Source organism: Micrococcus sp. TA1, from assembly GCF_014199555.1.
Taxonomy (GTDB): Bacteria; Actinomycetota; Actinomycetes; order Actinomycetales; family Micrococcaceae; genus Citricoccus.
In genome coordinates this window covers 769,471-793,607 of sequence record NZ_JACHNW010000001.1, presented here as the reverse complement: position 1 = coordinate 793,607, position 24,137 = coordinate 769,471, and the positions used below count along the sequence as shown (strand labels likewise).

Annotated in this window: 20 protein-coding genes and 1 tRNA gene; 4 read left to right on the top strand and 17 right to left on the bottom strand. The window is 71.5% G+C overall.

The features are described 5' to 3' along the window. Positions 1-125 precede the first annotated feature (125 nt). The 12 genes from atpB to argS all read right to left on the bottom strand — a co-directional run bounded on the left by atpB (position 126) and on the right by argS (position 14,822). Positions 126-938, bottom strand: coding sequence for a F0F1 ATP synthase subunit A (gene atpB, locus GGQ69_RS03330; protein WP_183524597.1), 813 nt, complete (start codon positions 936-938; stop codon positions 126-128). A gap of 225 nt (positions 939-1,163) precedes the next feature. Further along, positions 1,164-1,613: a hypothetical protein gene (locus GGQ69_RS03325; RefSeq protein WP_183524593.1), complete on the bottom strand. Its 450-nt coding sequence runs from the start codon at positions 1,611-1,613 to the stop codon at positions 1,164-1,166. After that, entirely contained in the window at positions 1,610-2,713 is a 1,104-nt protein-coding gene (locus GGQ69_RS03320) for an MraY family glycosyltransferase (RefSeq protein WP_183524590.1), read from the bottom strand. Before GGQ69_RS03320 ends, GGQ69_RS03325 begins: the two co-directional genes overlap by 4 nt. Then, positions 2,710-3,411: an L-threonylcarbamoyladenylate synthase gene (locus tag GGQ69_RS03315; protein WP_370577093.1), complete on the bottom strand. Its 702-nt coding sequence runs from the start codon at positions 3,409-3,411 to the stop codon at positions 2,710-2,712. Before GGQ69_RS03315 ends, GGQ69_RS03320 begins: the two co-directional genes overlap by 4 nt. Next, complete coding sequence (prmC, locus tag GGQ69_RS03310) at positions 3,408-4,433, bottom strand: peptide chain release factor N(5)-glutamine methyltransferase (protein WP_255459403.1); 1,026 nt, start codon at positions 4,431-4,433, stop codon at positions 3,408-3,410. Before prmC ends, GGQ69_RS03315 begins: the two co-directional genes overlap by 4 nt. 10 nt (positions 4,434-4,443) lie before the next feature. Then, complete coding sequence (gene prfA / locus GGQ69_RS03305) at positions 4,444-5,550, bottom strand: peptide chain release factor 1 (RefSeq protein WP_183524587.1); 1,107 nt, start codon at positions 5,548-5,550, stop codon at positions 4,444-4,446. Positions 5,551-5,679: 129 nt separating this feature from the next. After that, entirely contained in the window at positions 5,680-7,824 is a 2,145-nt protein-coding gene (gene rho / locus GGQ69_RS03300) for a transcription termination factor Rho (protein WP_183524584.1), read from the bottom strand. A 297-nt stretch (positions 7,825-8,121) separates the two neighbouring features. Beyond that, positions 8,122-9,126, bottom strand: coding sequence for a homoserine kinase (thrB, locus tag GGQ69_RS03295; RefSeq protein ID WP_183528230.1), 1,005 nt, complete (start codon positions 9,124-9,126; stop codon positions 8,122-8,124). Beyond that, the gene (gene thrC / locus GGQ69_RS03290) at positions 9,126-10,238 is read right to left on the bottom strand and encodes a threonine synthase (RefSeq protein ID WP_029139160.1); all 1,113 of its coding nucleotides are present in this window, start codon (positions 10,236-10,238) and stop codon (positions 9,126-9,128) included. Before thrC ends, thrB begins: the two co-directional genes overlap by 1 nt. 6 nt (positions 10,239-10,244) lie before the next feature. Beyond that, positions 10,245-11,615, bottom strand: a complete 1,371-nt coding sequence (locus GGQ69_RS03285) for a homoserine dehydrogenase (protein ID WP_183524581.1) — start codon at positions 11,613-11,615, stop codon at positions 10,245-10,247. Between the two features lie 52 nt (positions 11,616-11,667). Continuing rightward, positions 11,668-13,158 carry a diaminopimelate decarboxylase gene (lysA, locus tag GGQ69_RS03280; RefSeq protein ID WP_183524579.1) on the bottom strand — a complete coding sequence of 497 codons (1,491 nt, stop codon included), beginning with the start codon at positions 13,156-13,158 and terminating at the stop codon, positions 11,668-11,670. 8 nt (positions 13,159-13,166) lie between these two features. Then, positions 13,167-14,822: an arginine--tRNA ligase gene (argS, locus tag GGQ69_RS03275; protein ID WP_183524576.1), complete on the bottom strand. Its 1,656-nt coding sequence runs from the start codon at positions 14,820-14,822 to the stop codon at positions 13,167-13,169. Between the two features lie 159 nt (positions 14,823-14,981). Here argS and GGQ69_RS03270 point away from each other — a divergent pair. Continuing rightward, a tRNA-Arg gene (locus GGQ69_RS03270) sits at positions 14,982-15,054 on the top strand. 12 nt (positions 15,055-15,066) lie between these two features. Here GGQ69_RS03270 and GGQ69_RS03265 read toward each other — a convergent pair. Beyond that, positions 15,067-15,558: a hotdog fold domain-containing protein gene (locus GGQ69_RS03265; RefSeq protein ID WP_183524573.1), complete on the bottom strand. Its 492-nt coding sequence runs from the start codon at positions 15,556-15,558 to the stop codon at positions 15,067-15,069. A 232-nt stretch (positions 15,559-15,790) separates the two neighbouring features. On the opposite strand from GGQ69_RS03265, the gene GGQ69_RS03260 reads away from it, so the two are divergent. Genes GGQ69_RS03260 through GGQ69_RS03250 form a run of 3 tightly spaced genes read left to right on the top strand, consistent with a single transcriptional unit; the run spans position 15,791 to position 19,460 of the window. After that, on the top strand, positions 15,791-16,771 hold the full coding sequence (locus tag GGQ69_RS03260; protein ID WP_183524570.1) for a TIGR03885 family FMN-dependent LLM class oxidoreductase: 981 nt from the start codon (positions 15,791-15,793) through the stop codon (positions 16,769-16,771). Further along, the gene (locus tag GGQ69_RS03255; protein ID WP_183524567.1) at positions 16,768-18,522 is read left to right on the top strand and encodes an alpha-amylase family protein; all 1,755 of its coding nucleotides are present in this window, start codon (positions 16,768-16,770) and stop codon (positions 18,520-18,522) included. Before GGQ69_RS03260 ends, GGQ69_RS03255 begins: the two co-directional genes overlap by 4 nt. Positions 18,523-18,548: 26 nt before the next feature. Continuing rightward, positions 18,549-19,460, top strand: a complete 912-nt coding sequence (locus GGQ69_RS03250) for a GNAT family N-acetyltransferase (protein ID WP_183524564.1) — start codon at positions 18,549-18,551, stop codon at positions 19,458-19,460. An 8-nt stretch (positions 19,461-19,468) separates the two neighbouring features. On the opposite strand, the gene putP is transcribed toward GGQ69_RS03250, so the two are convergent. The 4 genes from putP to GGQ69_RS03230 form a co-directional block, all read right to left on the bottom strand. Continuing rightward, the gene (gene putP, locus GGQ69_RS03245; RefSeq protein ID WP_183524561.1) at positions 19,469-21,001 is read right to left on the bottom strand and encodes a sodium/proline symporter PutP; all 1,533 of its coding nucleotides are present in this window, start codon (positions 20,999-21,001) and stop codon (positions 19,469-19,471) included. A gap of 114 nt (positions 21,002-21,115) precedes the next feature. Further along, the gene (locus tag GGQ69_RS03240; protein WP_183524558.1) at positions 21,116-21,907 is read right to left on the bottom strand and encodes an ABC transporter ATP-binding protein; all 792 of its coding nucleotides are present in this window, start codon (positions 21,905-21,907) and stop codon (positions 21,116-21,118) included. Further along, entirely contained in the window at positions 21,907-22,896 is a 990-nt protein-coding gene (locus tag GGQ69_RS03235) for an ABC transporter permease (RefSeq protein ID WP_183524555.1), read from the bottom strand. The genes GGQ69_RS03240 and GGQ69_RS03235 overlap by 1 nt, the downstream gene beginning before the upstream one ends. A 94-nt stretch (positions 22,897-22,990) precedes the next feature. Continuing rightward, positions 22,991-24,016, bottom strand: coding sequence for an ABC transporter substrate-binding protein (locus tag GGQ69_RS03230; RefSeq protein ID WP_183524552.1), 1,026 nt, complete (start codon positions 24,014-24,016; stop codon positions 22,991-22,993). Positions 24,017-24,137: the final 121 nt, after the last annotated feature.

The following is a 24,137-nucleotide window of genomic DNA, read 5'->3' as shown; positions in this document are numbered from 1 at the left end:
GAGGGAATCCCCGGCGTGGTTCCGGCGATTGCCGGTACCGGGAAGTCATGTGGTGCCGGACGGCGTCCGTCACCCCGTTCCCGCTCCGTCCCGTCTACTGCCGGGCCGGGTGCGGGGCCGGAAGGTCAGTGTTCGTTGGCGGCGAGGGCGCCCTGGATGTAGATCGCGGTCAGCAGGGTGAAGACGAAGGCCTGCAGGAACATGATCAGCAGCTCCAGGAAGTACATGGCCACGAACCCGAGGATCACCAGCACGCCGGTGCCCTGCAGTGCGAGGTTCCCGGTCTCCATGATGAGGAACTGCGCGCCGGCGCCGGCCAGCATCACGATCATGTGGCCGGAGAGCATGGTGGCCATCAGACGCAGGGAGTGGGTCAGCGGCCGGACGATGAAGTTGGAGATGATCTCCAGCGGCACCAGCAGCGGCAGGATCCAGCCCGGCACCCCGCTGGGGACGACGGCGAGCTTGAAGTAGCGCGGCCCGTTGCGGCGGACGCCGACGCCGATCCAGATGATGTAGACGATCAGCGCCATGGCGTAGGCCGAACCGGCGTGCGAGAAGCTCGGCAGCTGCAGCAGCGGGATGGCGCCGAAGATGTTGTTCAGCAGGATGAAGAAGAAGATGCCGAACAGCAGCGGCACCCAGGCCTTGAATTCCTTCTCGCCGATGATGTCCCGGCCGATGCCGTTGCGCACGAACGCGTAACCGGACTCGGCCAGCCACTGGACCTTGCCGGGCTTGAGCTGCGCCTTGCGCATCGCCAGCATGAAGAAGGCGGTGATCAGGATGACCGACAGGATGATCATGGCCATCTGCTTGCCGAAACCGGTGCCGTACTCGGCCATCCAGGGGATGATGTCCGGGAGGTGAGCGTCGTCGATCGTGGGAGGAACAAATCCACCCTCGTTGGTGGAGCTGGCGAGCACGATCGGTAGCACGCTGATCCTCTCTGCAGTGTCCGTCAGCGGAACGCGGTCAGTGGGCGTTCCCTCCACGCGGTCCCGGGCGGCGACACGGCTCGGCCCGGACCGTCGTTATTGATCGTTGATGAGCCTATCAAACCGGGCACGGTGCTCATGACCAGATCGGCCGTTTCGAGGCGGTTTCCGGGCCTCAGGACGATTTATTTCTACGTTGTGTCGAAGTCGGGCCGGCGGAGCGGCTCAGTCGTCGTAGATCTGCTGCCGGGTGCGGGCGAAGACCATCACCTCGGTGGCCTGCCAGACGAGGATGGCCAGGAGCGCCCCCACGCCCGCGGGGAGGGGCTGGAGCCAGGCCGGGACGGGCACCGCCGTGAGCAGCACCGCCATCAGGACGAGCTTGACCACGAAGCCGAACAGGGCGATGACGATGGCCTGGTCACGCCAGCGGTTCCAGGACCAGGCGGTGAGCGCCAGGGTCATGGCGGACAGGACCACGACGGCCACGCCCGCCAGTCCCAGCGATCCGGCGGCCCCGGCGCCGGCCACCGGCCAGGCGATGAGGGTGGCGACGGCGAGCGTGAGGAGGCCCACGGCCAGGCAGGCCGTGAGGATCCCCCACCAGCCGTGCGTGTTCTGGCGGGGCGCGCGGGCCGCACCGGTGGATCGTCGGGTCTTCGGTGCGGGCCTCATCGGCTCCCCCTTCTGGAACGGCGGACCCAGGGATGCAGGGTCAGGTAGCCGGCGCCGATCAGCAGCACGGCCAGGACCGGCAGCACGATGCGCCAGTCGAGGAAGTTCAGCGACACCACCCCGTAGGCGATGAGGAAGGCCCACAGGTAGAGCAGCAGGACCGCCTGCCGGTGCGTGTATCCGCCGTCCACGAGCTTGTGGTGCAGGTGGCCGCGGTCGGCCGAGAACGGGCTGGAACCCCGCGCGGTGCGCCGCACCACGGCCAGCGAGAGGTCGATCAGCGGCAGGGCCACCACGGCGATCGGCAGCAGGATGGGCATGTACGCCGGCACGTTCCGGAAGCGGAAGCCCTCCATCGCCTCGAAGTCGGCGGTGACGGCGACCGCGGCCGTGGCCAGGAGCAGGCCGATGAGCATCGCCCCGACCTCTCCCATGAAGATCCGGGCCGGGTTGAAGTTGTGCGGCAGGAACCCCAGGCAGCAGCCGACGAGCAGTGCCATCAGCAGGGTGGCCAGGTTGGAGTAGTCGAACTGGTTGATGGTCCGGGTCAGCAGGTACGAGTAGATGAAGAACGCCGATCCGCCGATCACCGCGATGCCGGCGGCCAGCCCGTCCAGCCCGTCCACGAAGTTGATGGCGTTCATGGTCAGCACCAGGATGAAGATCGTCAGCCCGATCTGGACGGGTTCGCTGCCCACCGGGATCCAGCCCACCGGCATGGCCTCGACGCGGATGCCGTGCAGGGCCACCAGGGCGGCGGCACCGACCTGGCCGGTGAGCTTGAGCGTCCAGTGCAGGTCCCACAGGTCATCGGCCACCCCCATGACCAGGACCACGGCCAGTGCCAGGAGGACTCCGCGCACCGGGTCGGGATCGGTGAAGATCCCGTCCAGGAACGGGACCATGGCACCGATGCCGAGGCCGGCCAGGACGCCGGCGAACATGGCCACGCCGCCGAGCTTCGGCACGGGGCGGCGGTGGACGTCCCGCTGGCGGCGCGGGGTGTAGACCCGTCCCTTCAGCGCCAGGACCCGGACCGCGGGAGTCAGGACGAAGCTGACGAGGGCGGACAGGACCAGCAGGAGGAGGTAGGCCCTCATCGTCCGCCCGGTGCCGCCGGCCCGGACCGGCCCGCGTCGCCGGTGGCGTCCGGTTCCGGTCCCACGAGGTCGGGGACGACGCGGACGAGCTCGGAGAAGGCCAGGGCGCCCTGGCGGACCACCCGGAACGGCGAGACCGTGCAGTCGACGATGGTCGAGGGTGCGGAGACGTCACGGTCGCCGTCGTCGAGGTAGACGGCCACGGAGTCGCCGAGCATCTCCTCGGCGGCCCGGGCCGACGTCGCGGCCGGCAGGCCGGTGCGGTTGGCGCTGGAGACGGCCATCGGACCGACCTCCTGGAGCAGCTCGCGGGCGACCTGGTCGTCGGGGACCCGCAGCGCCACGGTCCCCCGGGTCTCCCCCAGGTCCCAGGCCAATGACGGCTGGGCGGTGAGGATCAGGGTGAGGGCACCGGGCCAGAAGGCCTCGGCCAGCTCCCGGGCGGCCGCGGGGATCTCCACAGCCAGTCCGTCCATCACCTGGGGGGCCCCGATCAGCACGGGCGGGGGCATCGAGCGTCCGCGGCCCTTGGCGGCCAGCAGGACGGCCACGGCCTGGGGCGAGAAGGCGTCGGCGCCGATCCCGTAGACGGTGTCGGTCGGCAGCACGACGCACTGCTGCCGGCCCAGGGCCTGCCGCGCGGCCGCGATGCCCTCGTCCAGTCCGGGCTCAGTGGTGCAGTCGATCATCGTGCTCACGGTGCCATTGTCCCATCGTCGCCCCCGGTGGCCCGCCCCTGCACCGGCCGGGCGGTGCGGACGGCCTCGGTGAACCGCGGCCGGTCGTTGAGGTCATCGTGGGTGAGCACCTCGGTGAACAGCCCGTCGCAGGCGAGCAGCCGGGCCATGGCGGCCTCCTGGGTGTCGTCGTGCTCCATGACCAGCACGCCGCCGGGACGCAACAGCCGGGCCGCCGTCGCGGCGATCACGGCCGGCATCCGCATGCCGTCCGCTCCCCCGCCGTAGAGCGCGAGCTCGGGGTCGCGACGCGCCTCGGCCTGCTCCGGGATGCGTCCGTCGGGGACGTAGGGCGGGTTGGACACCACGACGTCGACGCGGCCGTCGAGCGCGGACAGTGCGGTGGCGGCGTCGCCCAGGTGCAGGTCGACACCGCGCGGTCCGAGGTTGGCGGCGGCCCACCAGGCGGCCTCCGGGTCGGCCTCGACCGCGTGCAACCGGGCCCCGGGGACCTCGGCGGCCAACGCGGCCGCGATCGCCCCGGAACCGGTGCACAGGTCCACGCCGATGACATCCCCCGCCCCGCGCACCCGCGCGGCGTCGGCGAGGGCCTCGATGGCCCGGCCGGCCACGAGCTCGGTCTCCGGCCGGGGCAGGAACACCCCGGGGCCGACCTGCAGGTCCACGGACCGGAAGGGGGCGGTGCCGGTCAGGTACTGCAGGGGCGTGCGCGTGGACCGGGAGATCAGCAGGCGGCGCAGGTCCACGGCCTGCACCGCGGTGAGGGCGCGGCCGGACACCGCCCACGCGGCCACCTCGCCGCGAGAGGCGCCCAGGACGTGGGCGGCCAACAGCTCGGCGTCGGCGCGCGGGGACGGCACCCCGGCAGCGGCCAGCAGCTCGGTCCCGGAGCGCAGCAGGACAGCCAGTCCGCGCTCCTGCGGTGCTCCCGTGGACCGGACGCCGGGGGCACCCCCGGTGCCGGCCGGCGTCGGGCGAGGCCGTGAGGGGATGGTGCGTGGCGTGGTCATCGCGTCTGCCATGGGCGTTCCCCTACTTCCCCCGGCCGGACTGGTCCCGCCCGGAGTGCTGGCCCAGCGACTCCAGCCGGTGCTGCTCGTCCAGGTCGATGCAGGACTGCAGGACCGGGCCCAGGTCCCCGTCCAGGACGGCGTCGAGGTTGTAGGCCTTGTACCCGGTCCGGTGATCGGCGATCCGGTTCTCCGGGTAGTTGTAGGTCCGGATCCGCTCGGACCGGTCCATGGTGCGTACCTGCGAGGCCCGCGTGGCCGCGTTCTCGGCGTCGAGCTGTTCCTGCTGGTGGGCCAGCAGCCTCGAGCGCAGCACCCGCATGCCGGCCTCGCGGTTCTGGATCTGGGACTTCTCGTTCTGCATGGACACCACGATCCCGGTCGGCAGGTGCGTGATGCGCACGGCGGAGTCCGTGGTGTTGACGGACTGGCCACCGGGGCCCGATGACCGGAACACGTCGATCTTCAGGTCGTTCGCCCCGATCTGGACCTCCTCCGGCTCATCGACCTCCGGGAACACCAGCACGCCGGCGGCCGAGGTGTGGATCCGGCCCTGCGACTCGGTCACGGGCACCCGCTGCACGCGGTGCACCCCGCCCTCGAACTTCAGGTGGGCGTAGACTCCCTCCGCCGGGTCCGTGGAGGAACCCTTGACGGCCACCTGGACGTCCTTGTACCCGCCCAGGTCGGACTCGGTGGACGAGAGGATCTCCGTCTTCCAGCCCCTGGACTCGGCGAAGCGCACGTACATGCGCAGCAGGTCCGCGGCGAACAGGGCGGCCTCCTCACCGCCCTCACCCCCCTTGATCTCCAGGATGGCGTCGCGCGCGTCCGAGGGGTCGCGCGGGATGAGCAGCCGGCGCAGTCGCTCCGCGGCCTGGTCCGCGGCATCCTGCAGGGCCGGCACCTCGGCCGCGAAGTCCGGGTCGTCCTGTCCCAGTTCCGTCGCGTCCGCCAGGTCCTCGGCGGCCTGTCGCCAGGCCCGGTGGGCGGAGACGATCCCGTTGAGCTCCGCGTAACGGCGTCCGAGCCTGCGGGACAGGGCCTGGTCCTGGTGGACGGCCGGGTCGGCGAGCCGCTCGGTGAGTTCACGGTGCTCGTCCAGCAGCTCCTGCACGGACTCGAACATGGTGGTTCCTTCAGTCAGTGGCCACCCGGGGCGGTGGCCGTCAGCGGGGATCGGTGGTGGGGGTCGGTGGGAACGACTCAGCCCCCGGCCCGCCGCGTCCGTGCGGCGGGCCGGGGGCCGGCGTCGATGCTACTTCTCGCCCTTGGGCCCCAGCGTGGTCTTGGAGACCAGCATGAGGAACTCGGCGTTGGACTGGGTGTCCTTGATCTTGTTGGTCAGGATCTCCAGTGCCTGCTGCGTGTCCAGGCCGGACAGCACCCGGCGCAGCTTCCACATGATCTTGATCTCCTCGCCGGAGAGCAGGTTCTCCTCGCGGCGCGTGCCGGAGGCGTTGACGTCCACGGCCGGGAAGATCCGCTTGTCCGCCAGCTGGCGGGACAGGCGCAGCTCCATGTTGCCGGTGCCCTTGAACTCCTCGAAGATGACCTCGTCCATCTTGGACCCGGTCTCCACGAGGGCGGTCGCCAGGATGGTCAGCGACCCGCCGTTCTCGATGTTGCGGGCGGCGCCGAAGAAGCGCTTCGGCGGGTACAGGGCCGAGGAGTCCACACCACCGGAGAGGATGCGTCCGGAGGCGGGGGCGGCCAGGTTGTAGGCACGGCCCAGTCGGGTCATGGAGTCGAGCAGCACGACGACGTCGCGGCCCATCTCCACCAGCCGCTTGGCCCGCTCGATCGCCAGCTCGGCCACGGTCGTGTGGTCGTCCGCCGGGCGGTCGAAGGTCGAGGCGATGACCTCGCCCTTGACCGAACGCTGCATGTCGGTCACTTCCTCGGGCCGCTCGTCCACCAGCACCATCATCAGGTGCACCTCGGGGTTGTTGGTGGTGATGGCGTTGGCGATCGACTGCAGGATCATCGTCTTGCCGGCCTTGGGCGGCGAGACGATCAGGCCACGCTGGCCCTTGCCGATCGGGGCCACGAGGTCGATGACGCGCGGGCCGATCAGCTTGGGGTCGGTCTCCAGGCGCAGGCGCTCCTGCGGGTACAGGGGCACCAGCTTGTTGAACTCGACGCGCTTCGGGGTGTCCTCGGCGGGCTGGCCGTTGACCGAGGTCAGCTTCACCAGGGCGTTGAACTTCTGGCGGTTGCTGCCGCCGCCGCCCTGGCTCTCCCCGTCGCGGGGCGCGCGGATGGCACCGGTGACGGCGTCGCCCTTGCGCAGCCCGTACTTCTTGACCATGGACAGCGAGACGTAGACGTCGTTCGACCCCGGCAGGTAACCGGAGGTGCGCACGAAGGCGTAGTTGTCCAGCACGTCCAGGATGCCGGCGACGGGCAGCAGCACGTCGTCCTCGGTCACCTCGGTGTCGTCGACCTCCGGGCCGCTGCGCCCGCGACGGTTGCGGTTGCGGTCGTTGCGGTTGCGGTTGCGGCGATTGCGGCGGCTGTTGGGGTCGTCGTCGCGGTCGTTGCGGTTGTCGTTGCGGCCGCGTCCCCCGCCGGACTGCTGGTCCTGGCCGCCGTCCCGGGACTCCCCGCGCTGGTCACGGTTCTCGGAGCGGTTGCGCGCACCGCGGCCGGACTGCTGGTCCTGGCCACCGTCGCGGCCCTCGCCCTGGTTGCGGGAGCCGCGGCCGGACTGCTGGTCCTGGTCGCCGTCCCGGGACTCCCCGCGCTGGTCACGGTTCTCGGAGCGGTTGCGCGAACCGCGGCCGGACTGCTGGTCCTGGCCGCCCTCGCGGGCGTCCTGCTGGCGGGTGCCGCGGCCGGAACCGCCGGACTGCTGCTGGTCCGCTGCACCGTCGGTGTCCGGGCCCGCGGCCGGAGCGGCCTCGGCCGGTGCCTCCGCCGAGGAACCTGCCGGGGACTCGGCGCGGCGGGAGCGCGAACGGCGGGCCGGGCGGCCGGCGCCCTGGCCGGACTCGTCGGACTTCTCGCCGGCGGACTGCGGACCGGCCTCCTGCTGTGCGGGGGCGGACGTGTCGGCCACGGCGGCGTCAGCGCTCGTCACGGACGGAGCGTCGGCCTGCTTGGCGGCACCCCGGCCCCGGGTGCTGCGGCCGGAGGCGGTCCCGGTGGCGCCGTCGCCCGCGGTGGCCTTGTCGGCGGCATCCTTGTGCTCGGGCTTGCGGTCGGCCACGGCGCCGCCGCGCTGGTGGCTGGAGATGGCGGCCACGAGGTCGGACTTGCGCATCCGGGAGCCCCCGGTGATGCCGAGCTGGGAGGCCAGGGCCTGCAACTGTGCGAGCTTGAGGCCGGCCAGGCCGCCACCGGTGGGGGCCTGGGGGGAATTGCCCTCGGATGCCGTGGGCAGTTCAGTGGTTTCGGTCACGAAGGTTCCTTCTCCCTCGTCAGGCGGGATCCGACTGGAGGGATCCCGCTACGTGTGCTCCGGCCGCCCCGTGAACACTGGAGAACCAGGGGCTGAAGACCGGGATTCGAGTCCGCCGGCCGGAATGACGGCCGATGGACGTGGCGCCGGATGGCGCCGACCGGACCGCAGACGGTCCGGGAGGGGCGATCCAGGGTGCCGTGACAGGCCGGGGGCCAGCAGGACCGCCTTCGGTCCGCTCGGTGCCTGGATCCACACCGTCCGCCGGCTCCACGTAGAAACGGGGTCCGGCCGGCTTCAGCCCCGGGGGGGATGGCCTGTGCGGTGTGACTCCACCTTAGCACCCGCCACGTCCACCGGGAGAATGCGCACCCGCCACCCCTGCGCCGATCCGCTGAGGGCGGACTCCATGGTCCCGCGGGCCCGTTCGGCGCTGTCCTGGTCGGGGGCCAGCACCATCACCGTCGGCCCGGCACCGGACACGACGGCGGCCAGGCCCTCGGCGCGCAGCGCACGGACCAGCCCGACGGACTCGGGCATGGCCGGCTCGCGGTAGTCCTGGTGCAGCCAGTCCTGGGTGGCCGGGAGCAACCGGGACGGGTCGGTGGTCAGGGCGTGGACCAGCAGGGCGGCCCGGCCCGCGTTCGCCGCGGCCACGTGGTGCGGGACCTGCGGCGGCAGCAGTCCGCGGGCCGTCTCCGTGCTCAGCGGCTCCTCGGGGATCGCGACCACGGGCACCACGTCCGGATGGACGGCCATCCGCACGGACCGGTAGCCCCCGACCTCACCCCAGGAGACCGCGAAACCGCCGGTCAGCGCCGGGGCGACGTTGTCCGGGTGACCCTCCAGGCCCGCCGAGGCGTCCAGCAGCCCCTCCGCCGAGGCGCGCTCGGACTCGGGCAGCAGGGCGTCCGCGGCCAGCACCGCGGTGGCGTGGGCGGCCGCGGAGGACCCCAGTCCCCGCCCGTGCGGGATCCGGTTGGTGGCGGTCAGCTCGATCCCCGGGACCTCCCAGCCGCGCTCGGCGAGGTACTCGCGCAGGGTGGCGATCACCAGGTGGGTGCCGTCCGTGGGCACGGAGCCGGAGCCCTCTCCCTCCACCACGGCGGAGAACCCCTCGGCCACGGTGGTGATGACGACCTCGTCGCGCAGGTCCAGGGCCAGGCCCATCGAGTCGAAGCCCGGCCCGAGGTTCGCCGACGTCGCCGGGACGGAGACGCGGACCGTGATCCCGACGGGCACGGTCCGCAGTGCCGGGGACCCGGTGGCCGGCGGCGTGGTCCGGGGCTCGGCGGCGGGCATCACGACAGCCCCAGCGCCTCGGCCACCGCCACGACGTCGAAGGGCACCCGCTGGGGCTCCACGTCCGAGCCGTCGGCGTTGCGCAGGGCCCACTGGGGGTCCTTCAGCCCGTGACCGGTGACGGTGATGACCCAGCGCTTGCCGGTGGGCACGTTGCCGAGCCCGTGGTGCTTGATCAGCCCGGCCACCCCGGCGGCCGAGGCGGGCTCCACGAAGACGCCCTCCTTGGCGGACAACCAGCGGTGGGCGGCGAGGATCTCCTCGTCGGTCACGGAGTCGATCAGTCCCCCGGACTCGTCCCGGGCGGCCTCTGCCTGCTCCCAGGAGGCCGGGTTGCCGATCCGGATGGCCGTGGCCAGCGTGTCCGGATCCGTGACCGGGTGGCCCAGCACGATGGGTGCGGCGCCGGCGGCCTGGAAGCCCCACATCACGGGCGTCCTGGTGGACACGGCCGGCAGCTCACCGGCTGCGGCGCCGGGGTGCGGGTTGGTGTACGGCTGGGAGTACTCGCGGTACCCCTTCCAGTAGGCGGTGATGTTCCCCGCGTTGCCCACGGGCAGCAGGTGGTAGTCCGGGGCGTCGCCGAGGGCGTCCACCACCTCGAAGGCACCGGTCTTCTGGCCCTCGATGCGGTTGGGGTTCACGGAGTTGACCAGGAACACCGGGTAGTTCTCGGAGAGCTTGCGGGCCACGTCGAGGCAATTGTCGAAGTTCCCGTCCACCTGCAGCAGCGTGGCCCCGTGGGCGATCGCCTGGGACAGCTTGCCCATGGCGATCTTGCCCTCCGGCACCAGCACCGCGCAGGTCAGTCCCGCCTGGGTGGCGTAGGCGGCGGCCGAGGCGGAGGTGTTTCCGGTGGAGGCGCAGACGACGGCCTTCGCCCCCTGCTCCACGGCGGCCGTGATGGCCATGGTCATGCCGCGGTCCTTGAAGGAGCCCGTGGGGTTCATGCCCTCGAACTTGACCCAGACCTCGCCCTCGACGAGCCGGGACAGGGCCGGTGCCTCGATCAGCGGGGTACCGCCCTCGCCCAGGGTCACCACCCGGGTGGACTCGCTGACGGGCAGCCGGTCTGCGTACTCGCGGATCACTCCGCGCCATTGGTGTGCCACTGGTGTTCAGTTCCCTTCGACGCGCAGGACGGAGACCACGTCGGTCACTGCGTCCAGCTCCTTGATGGCGGTGACGGTGGAGGCCAGGGCCCGTTCCCGGGCGCGGTGGGTGGTGATCCGCAGCAGGGACTCGGCCGGCCCCTCCGCTCCCGGGGAGCCGGGCACGCCCTCGGCGGCGTGCACCTCGTAGACGGCGCTGTCCTCGGGCAGCGGCACCTGCCGCATCGCCTCGATCGACACGCCGTGCTCGGCCACGACCGTGGCGATGGCGGCCAGCACGCCGGGCCGGTCGGCCACGCGCAGCACGATCATGTAGCTCGTGGTGGCCTCTCCGACGTCCAGTGCCGCCAGGGCCCTCTTCGGCGTGCGCGTGCGGCCGGGCCCGCCGCGGACCAGTCGGCGGGCGATGGACACGGTGTCCCCCATGACCGCGCTGGCCGTGGGGGCACCCCCGGCGCCGGGGCCGTAGAACATGAGTTCACCGGCGTTGTCGGCCTCCACGAACACGGCGTTGTAGGCACCGCGCACGGCGGCCAGGGGGTGCTCGCGCGGCAACAGGGTCGGATGCACCCGCAGCACGGCGCCGTCGACGCCGGCCTCGGACCGGATGCGCTCGGCGATCGCGAGCAGCTTGATGACGTATCCGGCCTCGGCGGCGGCCTCGTTGTCCGCGGCGGTGATCCGGGTGATGCCCTCGGCGTGGACCTTGTCCATGGAGAACGACGCGTGGAAGGCCAGGTTGGCCAGGATCGCGGCCTTGGCCGCGGCGTCCAGGCCCTCGACGTCGGCCGTCGGGTCGGCCTCCGCGTACCCGAGCCGCTGGGCCTCGGCCAGGGCGTCGTCGAAGGACGCCCCGGTGGTGTCCATCTGGTCGAGGATGTAGTTCGTGGTGCCGTTGACGATGCCCATGACCCGGTTGACGCGGTCCCCGGAGAGGGAGTCGCGCAGCGGCCGCAGGATCGGGATGGCCCCGCCCACCGAGGCCTCGAAGGACAACTGCGTGCCGGCCTTGGCGGCCGCGGCGAACAGCTGGCTGCCGCTCTGGGCCAGCAGCGCCTTGTTCCCGGTGATCACGGCCGAGCCGTTGGCGATGGCCCGCTCGATGAGTGTCTTGGCCGGTTCGATCCCGCCCAGCAGCTCGATGACGATGTCCGCGGAGTCCACGAGGGACTCGGCGTCCGAGGTGTAGAGCTCGCGGGGCAGCTGGTAGTCACGCGCTCCCTCGGGGTTGCGGACGAACACCCCGACCAGTTCGAGCTCGGCGCCCACGCGGGCCGCGAGCATCCGGGCGTCCTCGGTGAGGATGCGGGCCACCTGGGAGCCGACGGTGCCGGCGCCGAGCAGCGCGATCTTCAGGGGCGGGATCGTGTCGGTCATGGTCCTCCGTTGGGTCTGGGATGAAGTGCTGGGGTGTCCGGGGGCGGGGGCGTCAGAGGCCGGTCTCGCGGGCGAAGAGGTCCTCTTCGGTCTCCCGCCGGATGATGACACGGGCCTGCCCGTCCCGGACGGCCACGATGGCCGGACGCGTGAGCTGGTTGTAGTTGCTGGACAGCGAGTGGCAGTACGCACCCGTGGCGGGCACCGCGAGCAGGTCACCGCGCGCGACGTCGTCGGGCAGGTAGGCGTCCCGGACCACGATGTCCCCGGACTCGCAGTGCTTGCCGACCACGCGGGAGAGCACCGCGGGCTCGGTCGAGGTGCGCGAGGCCAGCGCCACGGAGTAGTCCGAGTCGTACAGCACCGGGCGGGCGTTGTCGCTCATCCCGCCGTCCACGGACACGTACCGGCGGGGGTGGGTCCTCCCACCGGCGCCCCCCGCCGCGTCCGGGGCGTCCACGGACACGGTCTTGCGCACGCCGGCCTCGTACAGGGTGAACGTGGAGGGTCCGGAGATGGCCCGGCCCGGCTCGATCGAGATCCGCGGACAGGCCAGCCCCAGGCGCTCGGTGGCCGCCCGGACGGCGGAGGCCAGGGTGGTGGCGATGTCCTCGGGCGTGCGCGGATCGTCCGCCGCGGTGTAGGCGATGCCGTGCCCGCCCCCGAGGTCCAGCTCGGCCAGTTCCACGCCGTGGGTGTCCCGGATCTCGGCCAGGAAGCCCAGCAGCTTCTCCGCCGCCACCCCGAAGCCCTCGGCCTCGAAGATCTGGGAGCCGATGTGGCAGTGCAGGCCCAGCAGGTCGATGGACTCGGCCGCCAGGGCCTGGGCCACGGCGGCCGCGGCCGGCGAACCGGCCGTGCCGCTGCCCTGCCCGGCGTCCGGGGCGGCCATCGACAGGCCGAACTTCTGGTCCTCGTGCGCGGTGGCGATGAACTCGTGGGTGTGGGCGTGCACGCCCGGGGTGAGCCGGAGCATCACCGGTGCCCTCACCCCGGCCTCGGCGGCCAGGGCGGCCAGCCGGTCGAGCTCGTCCAGGGAGTCCACGACGATCCGCCCGACACCGGCGTCCAGGGCACGGCGCAGTTCCGCATCGGACTTGTTGTTGCCGTGCAGGCCGATGTGGGCCGGGTCCACCCCGGCGCGCAGCGCGATGGCCAGCTCACCGCCGGAGGCGGTGTCCAGGCGCAGCCCCTCCTCGGCGACCCACCGGGCGGCCGCGGTGCACAGGAAGGACTTGCCGGCGTAGTACACGTCCACTCCCCCGCAGAGCTCCGCGAACGCCGCGTCGAAGGCGTCGCGGAACGCCCGTGCCCGGGCCCGGAAGTCCTCCTCGTCCAGGACCAGCAACGGGGTGCCGAACTCCGCGGCGAGCCGGGAGACGGGAATGCCCTGCACGGCGATCTCGCCGTCGTCGTCGCGGGACACCCCGGCCGCCCAGAGCTTGGGGACCAGGGCGTTGGGGTCCCGGGGGTACTCCAGCCAGTCCGGGGCCAGCGGCGAGGGCCCGGCGGCCGGGTTCGCGTGATCGGTCGGGGTCGGCATCGGCGTCCTCACATCCTCTCCGGGGCGCTGACGCCCAGCAGTCCCAGTCCGTTGGCGAGCACCTGGGAGGTGGCCTCGTTCAGCCACAACCGGGTGCGGTTCAGGTCCGTGATCTCCCCGGGCGTGCCCTCCCGGGAGGTCACCGGGACGATACGGCAGGCACCGTACCAGGAGTGGTAGGCCCCGGCGATGACCTCCAGGTGGCGGGCCACCCGGTGGGGCTCGCGGAATTCGGCGGCCTGGGCGACCACCGAGGGGAACTCGCCGAGCCGGGCCAGCAGGTCCGACTCGGTGGCGTGGGTCAGCAGGGACGCGTCGAAGGCGGAGCGGTCGACGCCGGCCGCCTCGGCCGTGCGCGCCGCCCCCCGGGTCCGGGCGTGAGCGTACTGGACGTAGAACACCGGATTGTCGTTGGTCCGGGAGGTGAGGATCTCCGGGTCGATGGTGATCGGCGAGTCCGCGGGGTACCGGGCCAGCGAATAGCGCAGGGCGTCGGCGCCGAGCCAGGACACCAGGTCCTTGAGCTCGATGATGTTGCCGGCACGCTTGGACAGCTTGGCCCCGTTGACGGAGATCAGCTGGCCGATCAGCACCTCGATGTTGCGGTCCGGATCGTCCCCGGCGCACGCGGCGATGGCCTTGAGCCGGCCCACGTAACCGTGGTGGTCGGCGCCGAGCAGGTAGATCTTCTCGGTGAAGCCGCGGTCCTTCTTGGAGAGGTAGTAGGCGGCGTCGGCGGCGAAGTAGGTCGGCTCGCCGTTGGCCCGGATGAGCACGCGGTCCTTGTCGTCGCCGAAGTCGGTGGTGCGCAGCCAGACGGCGCCGTCACGGTCCTCGATGTGGCCGAGCTCGCGCAACCGGGCCACCGCGTTCTCGATCGCCCCGGACTCGTGCAGCTGCTTCTCGGAGAACCAGACGTCGAAGTGCACGCCGAAGTCGGCCAGGGTGGTGCGGATGTCCTGCATCTGGTGCCGGTAGGCGGACTCGCGGATGATGGGCAGCGCCGCCTGCTCGTTCACCGTCCGGATGTCCGGGTGCTCGGACAGGACCTGGTGGGCGAGGTCCTGGATGTACTCCCCCGGGTAGCCGCCCTCCGGGACCGGCAGGCCGTGCAGCCGGTTGTAGACCGACTGGGCGAACACGTTCATCTGGTTGCCGGCGTCGTTGATGTAGTACTCGGCGGTCAGCTCCGCCCCCGAGGCGTGCAGCAACCGGGCGATGGCATCGCCCAGGGCAGCCCAGCGGGTGTGGCCGATGTGCAGCGGCCCGGTCGGGTTCGCCGAGACGAACTCCATGTTGACCACGTGGCCGGTCAGGGCCGAGTTCCTGCCGTAGTCGGCACCGGCCTCGACGATGGTCCGGGCCAGCTCACCGGCGGCGGCGGCGTCCAGCGTGATGTTCAGGAAACCCGGTCCGGCGATGTCCACGCCGGCGACACCGGGCACCTGCTCCAGGCGCCGGACGAGCAGGGCCGCGAGGTCACGGGGGGCCATGCCCGCCTTCTTGCCCAGCTGCATGGCGACGTTCGTGGCCCAGTCCCCGTGCTCGCGGTTCTTCGGTCGCTCGACCTTCACCTGCGCCGGGATCTCGACGGCGATCTCGCCGGAGTCGACGGCGTCCTGCAGGCAGGCGGCCAGGGCTGTGGAAAGGTCTTCGGGGGTCACCCGGGACAGTCTAATGTCGCGCAGGCAGCCGCCGCGAAACCGGCCGGCCGCGTGACCTGACGGGGCGCACGGGGCCCGACCGGGTGCGATTTCTTCTGTCGGCCCCGGATGCGATAGGGTTGTGAAGTCCCGCTCGGCCCCACCGGCCGCGAGACCCCCGCCTCCGTAGCTCAGGGGATAGAGCGTCTGCCTCCGGAGCAGAAGGCCGCAGGTTCGAATCCTGCCGGGGGCACCCTCTTCCTCCTCATCGTCCAGCGCGTTTCCGCGCCGACGATCCCCCCGGCACCGGGGTGACCCACAGCCGGATGATCCCCCGCACCACCACGGTCCCGTCCTCCCTCGTGGCCGTCACCGCCACGGGCACGTCCGGCGCCCCGTCCCAGTCCGCCGTGGTGCTCTCGGCGACGCACGTCACCTCCGAGTCCGCCGCGGCCAGGTACTCCACCTCCATGCCCTTCGGCAGCCACCGCATCCCGGGAGGCACGGTGGCCTCGGCGAGCAGGCCCATCGCCGCCTCCAGGCCGTTGCAGACCGCGATCGCATGGACAGTGCCGAGGTGGTTCTGCGTCGAGCGCCGCAACGGCACCGTCACCTCCCCGTAGTGCGTCGCCATGGCCTGCACGCCGAGGTGCGCCGAGGCGAAGTACGGAGCACGGCGGCAGAACGCGGCGGTGAACAGCCGTCGGCCGCCCGGCAGGGCGGAGAGGCGCCGGTAGAGCGAGAGCGTCGAGTTCATTACCCGATACTACGGGTATCGAGTGATACTCCCCACGGGCCGGCACCAGGACCTGGGCCGTGCCCCGGCCGGCTCGCCACCCGTGACCGGAGCCGTGCCGGGTCCGCACCCGGGCGCCGGGCCCGGGTCGGCAGGACGCCCGGGGCTGTACTGTCCCGCGGCAAGCCGCGAGGATGAACCGTGACCGCAGTGCCCCGAACGCCCGACGACCCCTGAGGGAGGCCACGGGACCGTGACCGTCTTCGGATTCCACGCCAGCCACGAGCAGGCCTCTCCGCGCCAGCTGCTCCAGGACGTGCACGCCGCCGAGCGCGCGGGCTTCGCGGCCGCCATGTGCTCGGACCACCTCGCCCCCTGGTCCCGACGGCAGGGGCACTCGGGCTTCGCGTGGTCCTGGCTCGGCGCCGCCCTGGCCGGCACCGGGATGCGCATGGGCGTGGTGACCGCCCCCGGCCAGCGCTACCACCCGGTGATCCTCGCCCAGGCATCCGCGACGCTCGCGCAGATGTTCCCCGGACGGTTCTGGATGGCCCCCGGCAGCGGGGAGAACCTCAACGAGCACGTCACCGGTGACCCCTGGCCGGACAAGGAGGACCGGCAGCTGCGTCTCGAGGAGTGCGTCGAGGTGATCCGCCGCCTGCACCGGGGTGACACCGTGGACCACCGGGGCCGGATCACCGTGGACCGGGCGAGGATCTGGGACCTGCCGCCGACGCCGGTCCCGCTCATCGCGCCCGCGCTCAGCCCGGAGACCGCCGCGCGCTCCGCGGCCTGGGCCGACGGTCTCATCACCGTCAACCAGCCCCTCGACGACCTCAGGACGGTCCTGGAGGCCTACCGCGGGCAGGGCGGAACCGGGCCGGCGGTGCTGCAGGTCCACCTGTCCTGGGCCCCGACCCGTGCCGAGTCCGAACGGATCGCCGTGGACCAGTGGCGGTCCAACACGGTCCCCCGTCATCAGCTGGAGGACCTGGCCCGGACGGAGGACTTCGAGGCGGCCTCGGCCGGGGCCGGACTGGACGAGGTGGCCCAGGCGGTGGACGTCTCCGCCGATCCCCACTGGCACGTGGAACGGCTCGCCGAGTACGCCGGGCTCGGGTTCGACGAGGTATACCTGCACTGCGTGGCCCAGGACCAGGGTCCGTTCATCGAGACGTTCGGCCGTGAGGTCCTGCCGGCCCTGGCCGGCCTGACGACGGAGGCGAACCCATGAGGTCGGCGCAGACCTCGGACCTGTGGTGGAAGAACGCCGTCTTCTACTGTCTGGACGTCGAGACGTTCATGGACGCGGACGGGGACGGAACCGGAGACTTCGAGGGCCTGACGGACCGGATCGACTACCTCCAGGAGCTCGGGGTCACCTGCCTGTGGCTGATGCCCTTCTACCCCTCCCCCGGACAGGACGACGGTTACGACGTCACCGACTTCTACGGCGTCCACCCGCGGCTGGGCGACCACGGTGACCTGGTCGAGTTCCTCCGCGCCGCCCGGGACCGGGGCATGCGGGTCATCGTCGACTTCCTGGTCAACCACACCTCGGACCGCCATCCCTGGTTCCGCGCGGCCCTGCGGTCGAAGGACTCCCCCTACCGCGACTACTACGTGTGGCGGCAGGACCCGCCGCCGGACACCTCCCACGAGGTGGTCTTCCCGGACCAGGAGGACTCGATCTGGACGCGGGACGAGAAGTCCGGGCAGTGGTACCTGCACCGGTTCTACCGGCACCAGCCCGACCTGAACGTCATGAACCCCCGCGTGCGGGACGAGCTCGCCAAGGCCATGGGGTTCTGGCTCGAGCTCGGCGTCGACGGGTTCCGGATCGATGCCGTCCCCTACTTCCTGGAGGCCTCTCCCACGGACGGTGCCCGGGAGCCCGAGGATCCGCACGAGATCCTGCGGGACCTGCGCTCCTTCACCCACCGCCGGAAGGGCGACTCGGTGCTGCTCGGCGAGGTCAACCTGCCGTTCGCCGCGCAGCGCGAGTTCTTCGGGGGCCGGGACGGTGACGAGTTGACCATGATGTTCGACTTCCTCTCCATGCAGTACACCTACCTCTCCCTGGCCCGGGCCGACGCGCGTCCGCTGGCGAGGACCCTGACCCGGCGGCCGCGCCTGGACCCGGACAACCAGTGGGCGACGTTCCTGCGCAACCACGACGAGCTGACCCTGGACAAGCTCAGTGACAGCGAGAGGGAGGAGGTCTTCGCGGCGTTCGGCCCGGATCCGGCGATGCAGGTCTACGGCCGTGGCCTGAGGCGGCGCCTGCCGCCGATGCTGGAGGGCGATCCACGCCGGCTGCGCCTGGCCTACTCCCTGCTGTTCTCCCTGCCGGGCTCGCCCGTGCTCTTCTACGGCGAGGAACTCGGTATGGGCGAGGACCTTGACGCCCCGGGACGGTTGTCCGTCCGGACGCCGATGCAATGGGATCCCGGCCGCAACGGCGGCTTCTCCACGGCGGCCCCCTCGCGGCTGGCCGCCCGCCCCGTGACCGGGGCCTACGGTCCGGAACACGTCAACGCCCTGCAGGCCCGGAAGGACCCGGACTCCCTGTACCACCACATCCGCCGGCTCATCCACGCCTACCGTCGGTCCCCGGAGATCGGCTGGGGGGAGCTGGAGATCCTCGAGCACTCCGCCGCCGGAGCACCCGCGGACTCCACGGAATCGGTGCTGGCACACCGGTTGTCCTGGGGCGGTCCCGGGCACGATCCCGGGGGCCGCGGTGGCGCGGTGCCGCTGTCCACGCTGATGCTGCACAACCTCTCCGCCGGTGCGAAGTCGGTCCGGCTGGACCTGACCGGGCAGCACCCCACGGCCGACGGCCTCGCGGGCCGGCCGCTGCTGGACCTGCTGGACGGGGACGACCTCGTCGTCGCTGCCGACGGCACCGTGGAGGTACGCCTGGACGGCTACGGCTACCGGTGGCTGCGGGCCGTCCATCCCCAGGACCACCGCCTCACCTGAGCCACCTCCGTCGACGGGAGCACCCCATGACCACGCCACAGCCCTTCTCCGACCGGACGACCGCCCTGGACTTCATCGTGTCCTGCCAGCAGGACCCCGCCACGGGCACGGCGTTCCTCGGGGAGGACCGGGCCGGCGTCGAGGCCGAGCTCGAGGGCCTGGGGCAACCGTGGCTGCAGACCGTGCGGGCCGTGGTGGAACGGGGGCGGCTCCTGGCCGCCGTCGCCGTGGAATGGGACGAGGAGCCCTCCATGGCGTGGGTGCACGGCCCCTGGGGCACCCCGGACGCCGTGCGTACGCACGGTCCTGGCCTGGTCATGGCGGCGGTGGACCAGGTGCCCCCGGCCATCCGCCGGTTCGAGCTGTGCGGCCACGTGGCCAACACGGCGATGGCCGTGGTGGCGGACCGACTGGGACTCGCACCGACGGAGACGAGCCTCGCCCTGGTGGTGGCGGCCGACGAGGCCGCCGGCTGGATCCCGCCCGAACCGCTCCAGGCCGTGACGGTCCGGCCGGCCGTCCCGGCAGACCGGGCCGCACTGGCCCGGTTGCACGCACCCGAGTTCGGCGAGGCGTACGCCACCGTGGACCAGTTGCTCACCCACCACCGCACGGTGGTCGCGGAGGCACCGGACGGCCGGCTGCTCGGCTATGCCTCGGGGCGGATCCAGGACGACGGCTCGGCCTACGTGGACTTCACCGCCGTCGACCCGTCGGCGCGCCGCCGCGGCGTGGGCCGGCACGTGGTCACGGCCCTGGTCCGGCTGCTGCTCGCCGAGGGCTCCCCGGAACTGGTCCACCTCACGGTGCGCGAGTCCCGCACCGCCGCGCAGCAGCTGTACCTGTCCCTGGGGATGCGCCAGGACGCGGCCCTGCGCGGATACCGCGGTCCCCGGCCGGCTCGGGACGCCACATCGTCCCGCGGCGCGGTGTCCTGACCCGGCGCCTAGACCGTGGCCGGCGACACGGTGATGTCGGCACCCCGGGACACGGCCACGGCCTCGTCGAACTCGGCGTCGATCTCCGGGTCACCGCGGTAGGTGGCCAGCGAGACCGCGATGCCCGCGAGGGCGGCGAGCACGAAACCGGGAACGATCTCGTACAGGGCGAAGGCCCCGCCCCAGGCATCGTCCGGCATGTTGCCCCACCAGAAGACGGTCGCGGCACCGACCACGAGTGCGGTCAGGGCGCCCCAGGTGTTGAAGCGCCTCCAGAACAGGGACAGGATGACGATCGGGCCGAACGAGGCCCCGAAACCGGCCCAGGCGAACGCGACCAGTTCCAGCACGCTGGACTCGGGATCCAGGGCCAGCAGCAGGGCCACGAGAGACACGACGACGACGCCTCCCCGGCCGAGCCACAGCCCGCTCCGGGGGCTCGCCTCCCGGCCCACGAGCTTGTAGAGGTCCTCCACCAGGGCCGAGGAGCACACGATCAGCTGCGAGGAGATGGTGGACATCACGGCCGCCAGCACAGCGGCCAGCACGAGTCCGGCCACGAAGGGGTGGAACAGGACCTGGGACAGGGCCAGGAAGACCGTCTCGGGGTCCTCGAGGGTGACGCCGGGATTCGCCTGGACGTAGGCGATGCCGACCAGGGCGGTCAGGACGGCCCCCAGGGCGCAGATCGCCATCCAGGCGATGCCGATCCGCCGGCCGACCACGGCGTCCCTCGCCGAGCGCAGGGCCATGAACCGGACGATGATGTGCGGCTGGCCGAAGTACCCCAGACCCCAGGCCAGTGCGGAGACGATCCCCACCCAGGTGGCGTTGGCGAAGAAGGACAACCGGTTGCCGCCCTCCGCCAGTGACGCGTCGGCCGCCTGGATGGAGGACACCACCTCGCCCCAGCCGCCCAGCTCGATGATCGCCACGGTCGGCACCGCGACCAGGGCCGCCAGCATCATCAGTCCCTGGACGACGTCGGTCAGCGAGGCACCCAGGAAGCCGCCGAAGAGGGTGTAGACGACCGTGATCCCGGCCACGAGCAGCATGCCGAAGAGGTAGGTGGACCCGAACGAGGACTCGAAGAACTTGCCTCCGGCCGCCATGCCGGAGGAGACGTAGAAGGTGAAGAAGACCAGGATGACGAGCCCCGCCACGATCCGGAGCACCCGGGTGCGGTCACGGAACCGGTTCTCCAGGAAGGAGGGGATCGTGATGGAGTTGCGGGCCACCTCGGTGTAGGCACGCAACCGCGGGGCCACGAACCGCCAGTTCAGCCAGGCCCCGACCGTCAGGCCGATGGCGATCCACGCCTCGACGAGGCCCGCGGCGTAGATCGCACCGGGCAGGCCGAGCAGCAGCCAGCCGGACATGTCCGAGGCCCCTGCGGACAGGGCGGCGACGCTGGGGCGCATCCTGCGTCCGGCCAGCATGTAGTCGTCCAGGTCGGTGTTCTTCCGGGCCGCGTAGAACCCGATGGCCAGCATGGCCGCGAAGTACAGCCCGATCGCGATGAGCTTGTAGGCGTAGTCCATGTTCTCCTCGTCCCCGTCGGCGCGAGACGGCCGGGGGACCTCGACGGCAGGGTGCGATGGGTCACCATGCCACGAATTCCCGTCGAGGGCCAACCGCCCGCGCCGACGTGGGCCCTATTGCAGCAGGGTCTTGTCGTCGATCGTGGCACCCTTGATCTTCTCGAACTCGCCCAGCAGGTCCTTCACCGTCCGGCCCCGCTTCTCCTCCTCGGTGAGGTCGAGGATGATCTGGCCCTCGTGCATCATGATGAGCCGGTTGCCGACCCGCAGGGCCTGCTCCATGTTGTGCGTGACCATGAGCGTGGTCAGCCCCTTGTCCTCGACCACCTGGCGGGTCAGCCGGGTGACCAGATCGGCCCGCTGGGGGTCCAGGGCGGCGGTGTGCTCGTCGAGCAGCAGGATCTTCGGGTCGGAGAAGGTCGCCATCAGCAGGCTCAGGGCCTGGCGCTGGCCGCCGGAGAGCAGTCCCACCTTGGCCTTGAGCCGGTTCTCCAGGCCCAGCTCCAGGGTCGCGAGCTCGTCCGCGAAGCGACTGCGCTTGGACCGGGTGACACCCGTGGCCAGCCGGCGCGGCCTGCCCCGGCGGTCGGCGATGGCCATGTTCTCCTCGATCGTCAGGTGCGGCGCGGTGCCGGCCATCGGATCCTGGAACACCCGGCCGACGAAGGCGGCGCGCTGGTGGTCCTGCAGCTTCGTGACGTCCCGGCCGTCGATGGTCACCGTCCCCTCGTCCGGGAACAGGTCCCCGGAGACGATGTTCAGCACGGTGGACTTGCCGGCCCCGTTGGAGCCGATCACGGTCACGAAGTCGCCCTCGGCCAGGTGCAGGTCCACGCTGCGCAGCGCGCGACGCTCATTGACGGTACCGGCGAAGAAGGTCTTGGAGACGGAGGAAATGGTCAGCATCAGCGATCTCCCTGTTCGGTCGTCGTCGTGGCGGCACCCGTGAAGGAGCCCGTGCCCGGGGCACCGGTGGCGAGCGCGGGAGCACCCGGGGTCTCCAGCACGGCATCGGGTTCGCCCTTGCGGGCCCGGGTCTTGCGCCGGCGCTTGAAGAACGGCAACTGCGGCACGATCAGGGCCAGGATCACCAGGATGGCCGAGACCAGCTTCATGTCGTTCGGGTTCAGGCCGACCTCGAGGGACAGCTGGATGACCACGCGGTAGAGCACGGAGCCGACCACCACGGCCAGCGCCGCGATCAGGATGGTGCGCTGCCCGAAGATGGCCTGGCCGATGATGACCGAGGCCAGTCCGGCCAGGATGAGGCCGATGCCCATGCCGATGTCGGCGAAGCCCTGGTACTGGGCGATCACGGCACCGCACATGCCCACGAGGCCGTTGGACAGGGCGAGCCCGAGGATCTTCTGGTTGTCCGTGTTCACCCCGAAGGAGCGGATCATCTTCTCGTTGTCACCCGTGGCCTGCATGGCCAGTCCCGTGTCCGTGTGCAGGAACCACACCAGCACCAGGGCCAGCACCACGGCCAGCAGGGTGAAGGCGGCGATGCCGACCGGGCCGCCGAGGACACCGGCCTCCCGCAGCGGGGTGATGGCCGTGTCCTCCCCGAGCAGGGGGACGTTGGCCTTGCCCATGATGCGCAGGTTGATCGAGTACAGGCCGATCTGGGTCAGGATTCCGGCCAGCAGGCCGTTGATGCGGCCCTTGGTGTTGAGCAGGCCGGTGATGACGCCGGCGATCAACCCGGCCACGAAGGCCATGAGGATCGCCATGATGGGGTTGATCCCGTTGGTGATCGAGATCGCGGCGACGGCGGCGCCGGTCGTGAACGAGCCGTCCACGGTCAGGTCGGGGAAGTCGAGGATGCGGAAGGTCAGGTAGACCCCCAGGGCCATGATGGCGTAGATCAGACCGAGCTCGATGGCGGTCGTCATGACAGCTCCAATGCGGCAGTTTCAGGAGGTGCCGCCCCGGCCTGGGCCGGGGCGGCACCGCGTCGTGGGAGGTGAGGGGCGCCGGGCGGGGCGGTTACTCGCCGACCGTGTGGTCGGCCTCGTCGAGCATCGACTGGGGGATCTCCACGCCCATGGCCTCGGCGGCCTTCGGGTTGACGTAGAGCTCCAGCTCGGTGGGGGTCTCGACCGGCATGGTGGCGGGATCGGCGTCCTCGGTGAGGATGCGCACGGCCATCTCGGCGGTCTGGGCGCCCAGCTTCTCGTAGTTCAGGCCGTAGGTGGCCACGGCCCCGCGCTCCACCGAGTCACCCTCGGCCGCGATGACCGGGATCTTCTGGTTCTGGGCCACGCCCAGCAGGGACTCGAGGGCGGAGACGACGGCGTTGTCGGTCGGCACGTAGAACGCGTCCACGTCCAGGGAGTTGGCGGCCTGCTGCACCTCGGAGGAGTTCGAGACGGTGGCCTCGACGATCTCCATGCCCAGCTCACCGGCGGCCTCCTTGGCCCACTCGACCTGGACCTCCGAGTTGACCTCACCGGAGGAGTAGACGATGCCCACCCGCTTGGCCTCGGGGGCCAGTTCCTTGAGCAGCTGCAACTGCTCCAGCACGGGGTTGGCGTCCGAGGTGCCCGTGACGTTCGCGCCCGGGGCCTCGAGGGAGTCCACGAGCTTGGCGGTCACCGGATCGGTCACGGCGGTGAACAGCACCGGGATGTCGCTGACCGCCTGGGCCACGGTCAGGGCCGAGGGGGTCGCGACGGCCAGGATCAGGTCCGGCTCGGCCGAGGCGAAGGTGCCGGCGATGGTGTTCGCGGTGGCCTGGTCGCCCTGGGCGTTCTGCACGTCGAGGGTGACGTCCAGCCCGGCCTCCTCGAGGCCCTCCTCGAAGCCCTTGCGGGCGGCGTCCAGGGAGGGGTGGGTGACGAACTGGGAGATGGCGATGTTGTACGACTGGGCGTCGGCCTCGGTGCCCTCGCCGCCGCCTGCCGTGGCCTCCCCGCCGTTGCCGGAACCGCCGCAGGCGGTCAGTGCGAGGGCGGAGACGGCCAGCAGGGCCCCGGCACGAAGCCCGGTGCGGGCCTTGTGGGTGCGAATCATGATGATGGTCCTTTCCATGCCGCGGTCCCCGGCGGATGGACGCAGGCTGCGCCGTCGGGTGGGATGACCGGGGACGTTGGAAGCTAAGAATAGACGTGACGCGCAACACAATGCACCACAA

What these genes read in the sequence shown, in the direction of transcription:
- thrB (WP_183528230.1), bottom strand. Translation starts at nt 9,126, where the DNA reads ATGCCCGCCGCCGAGCCCCGGACCACGCCGCCGGCCACCGGGTCCCCG.
- GGQ69_RS03250 (WP_183524564.1), top strand. Translation starts at nt 18,549, where the DNA reads ATGACCACGCCACAGCCCTTCTCCGACCGGACGACCGCCCTGGACTTC.
- lysA (WP_183524579.1), bottom strand. Translation starts at nt 13,158, where the DNA reads ATGCCGACCCCGACCGATCACGCGAACCCGGCCGCCGGGCCCTCGCCG.
- prfA (WP_183524587.1), bottom strand. Translation starts at nt 5,550, where the DNA reads ATGTTCGAGTCCGTGCAGGAGCTGCTGGACGAGCACCGTGAACTCACC.
- putP (WP_183524561.1), bottom strand. Translation starts at nt 21,001, where the DNA reads ATGGACTACGCCTACAAGCTCATCGCGATCGGGCTGTACTTCGCGGCC.
- prmC (WP_255459403.1), bottom strand. Translation starts at nt 4,433, where the DNA reads ATGGCAGACGCGATGACCACGCCACGCACCATCCCCTCACGGCCTCGC.
- GGQ69_RS03230 (WP_183524552.1), bottom strand. Translation starts at nt 24,016, where the DNA reads ATGATTCGCACCCACAAGGCCCGCACCGGGCTTCGTGCCGGGGCCCTG.
- GGQ69_RS03265 (WP_183524573.1), bottom strand. Translation starts at nt 15,558, where the DNA reads ATGAACTCGACGCTCTCGCTCTACCGGCGCCTCTCCGCCCTGCCGGGC.
- GGQ69_RS03255 (WP_183524567.1), top strand. Translation starts at nt 16,768, where the DNA reads ATGAGGTCGGCGCAGACCTCGGACCTGTGGTGGAAGAACGCCGTCTTC.
- GGQ69_RS03240 (WP_183524558.1), bottom strand. Translation starts at nt 21,907, where the DNA reads ATGCTGACCATTTCCTCCGTCTCCAAGACCTTCTTCGCCGGTACCGTC.
- GGQ69_RS03325 (WP_183524593.1), bottom strand. Translation starts at nt 1,613, where the DNA reads ATGAGGCCCGCACCGAAGACCCGACGATCCACCGGTGCGGCCCGCGCG.
- GGQ69_RS03285 (WP_183524581.1), bottom strand. Translation starts at nt 11,615, where the DNA reads ATGACCGACACGATCCCGCCCCTGAAGATCGCGCTGCTCGGCGCCGGC.
- GGQ69_RS03235 (WP_183524555.1), bottom strand. Translation starts at nt 22,896, where the DNA reads ATGACGACCGCCATCGAGCTCGGTCTGATCTACGCCATCATGGCCCTG.
- GGQ69_RS03320 (WP_183524590.1), bottom strand. Translation starts at nt 2,713, where the DNA reads ATGAGGGCCTACCTCCTCCTGCTGGTCCTGTCCGCCCTCGTCAGCTTC.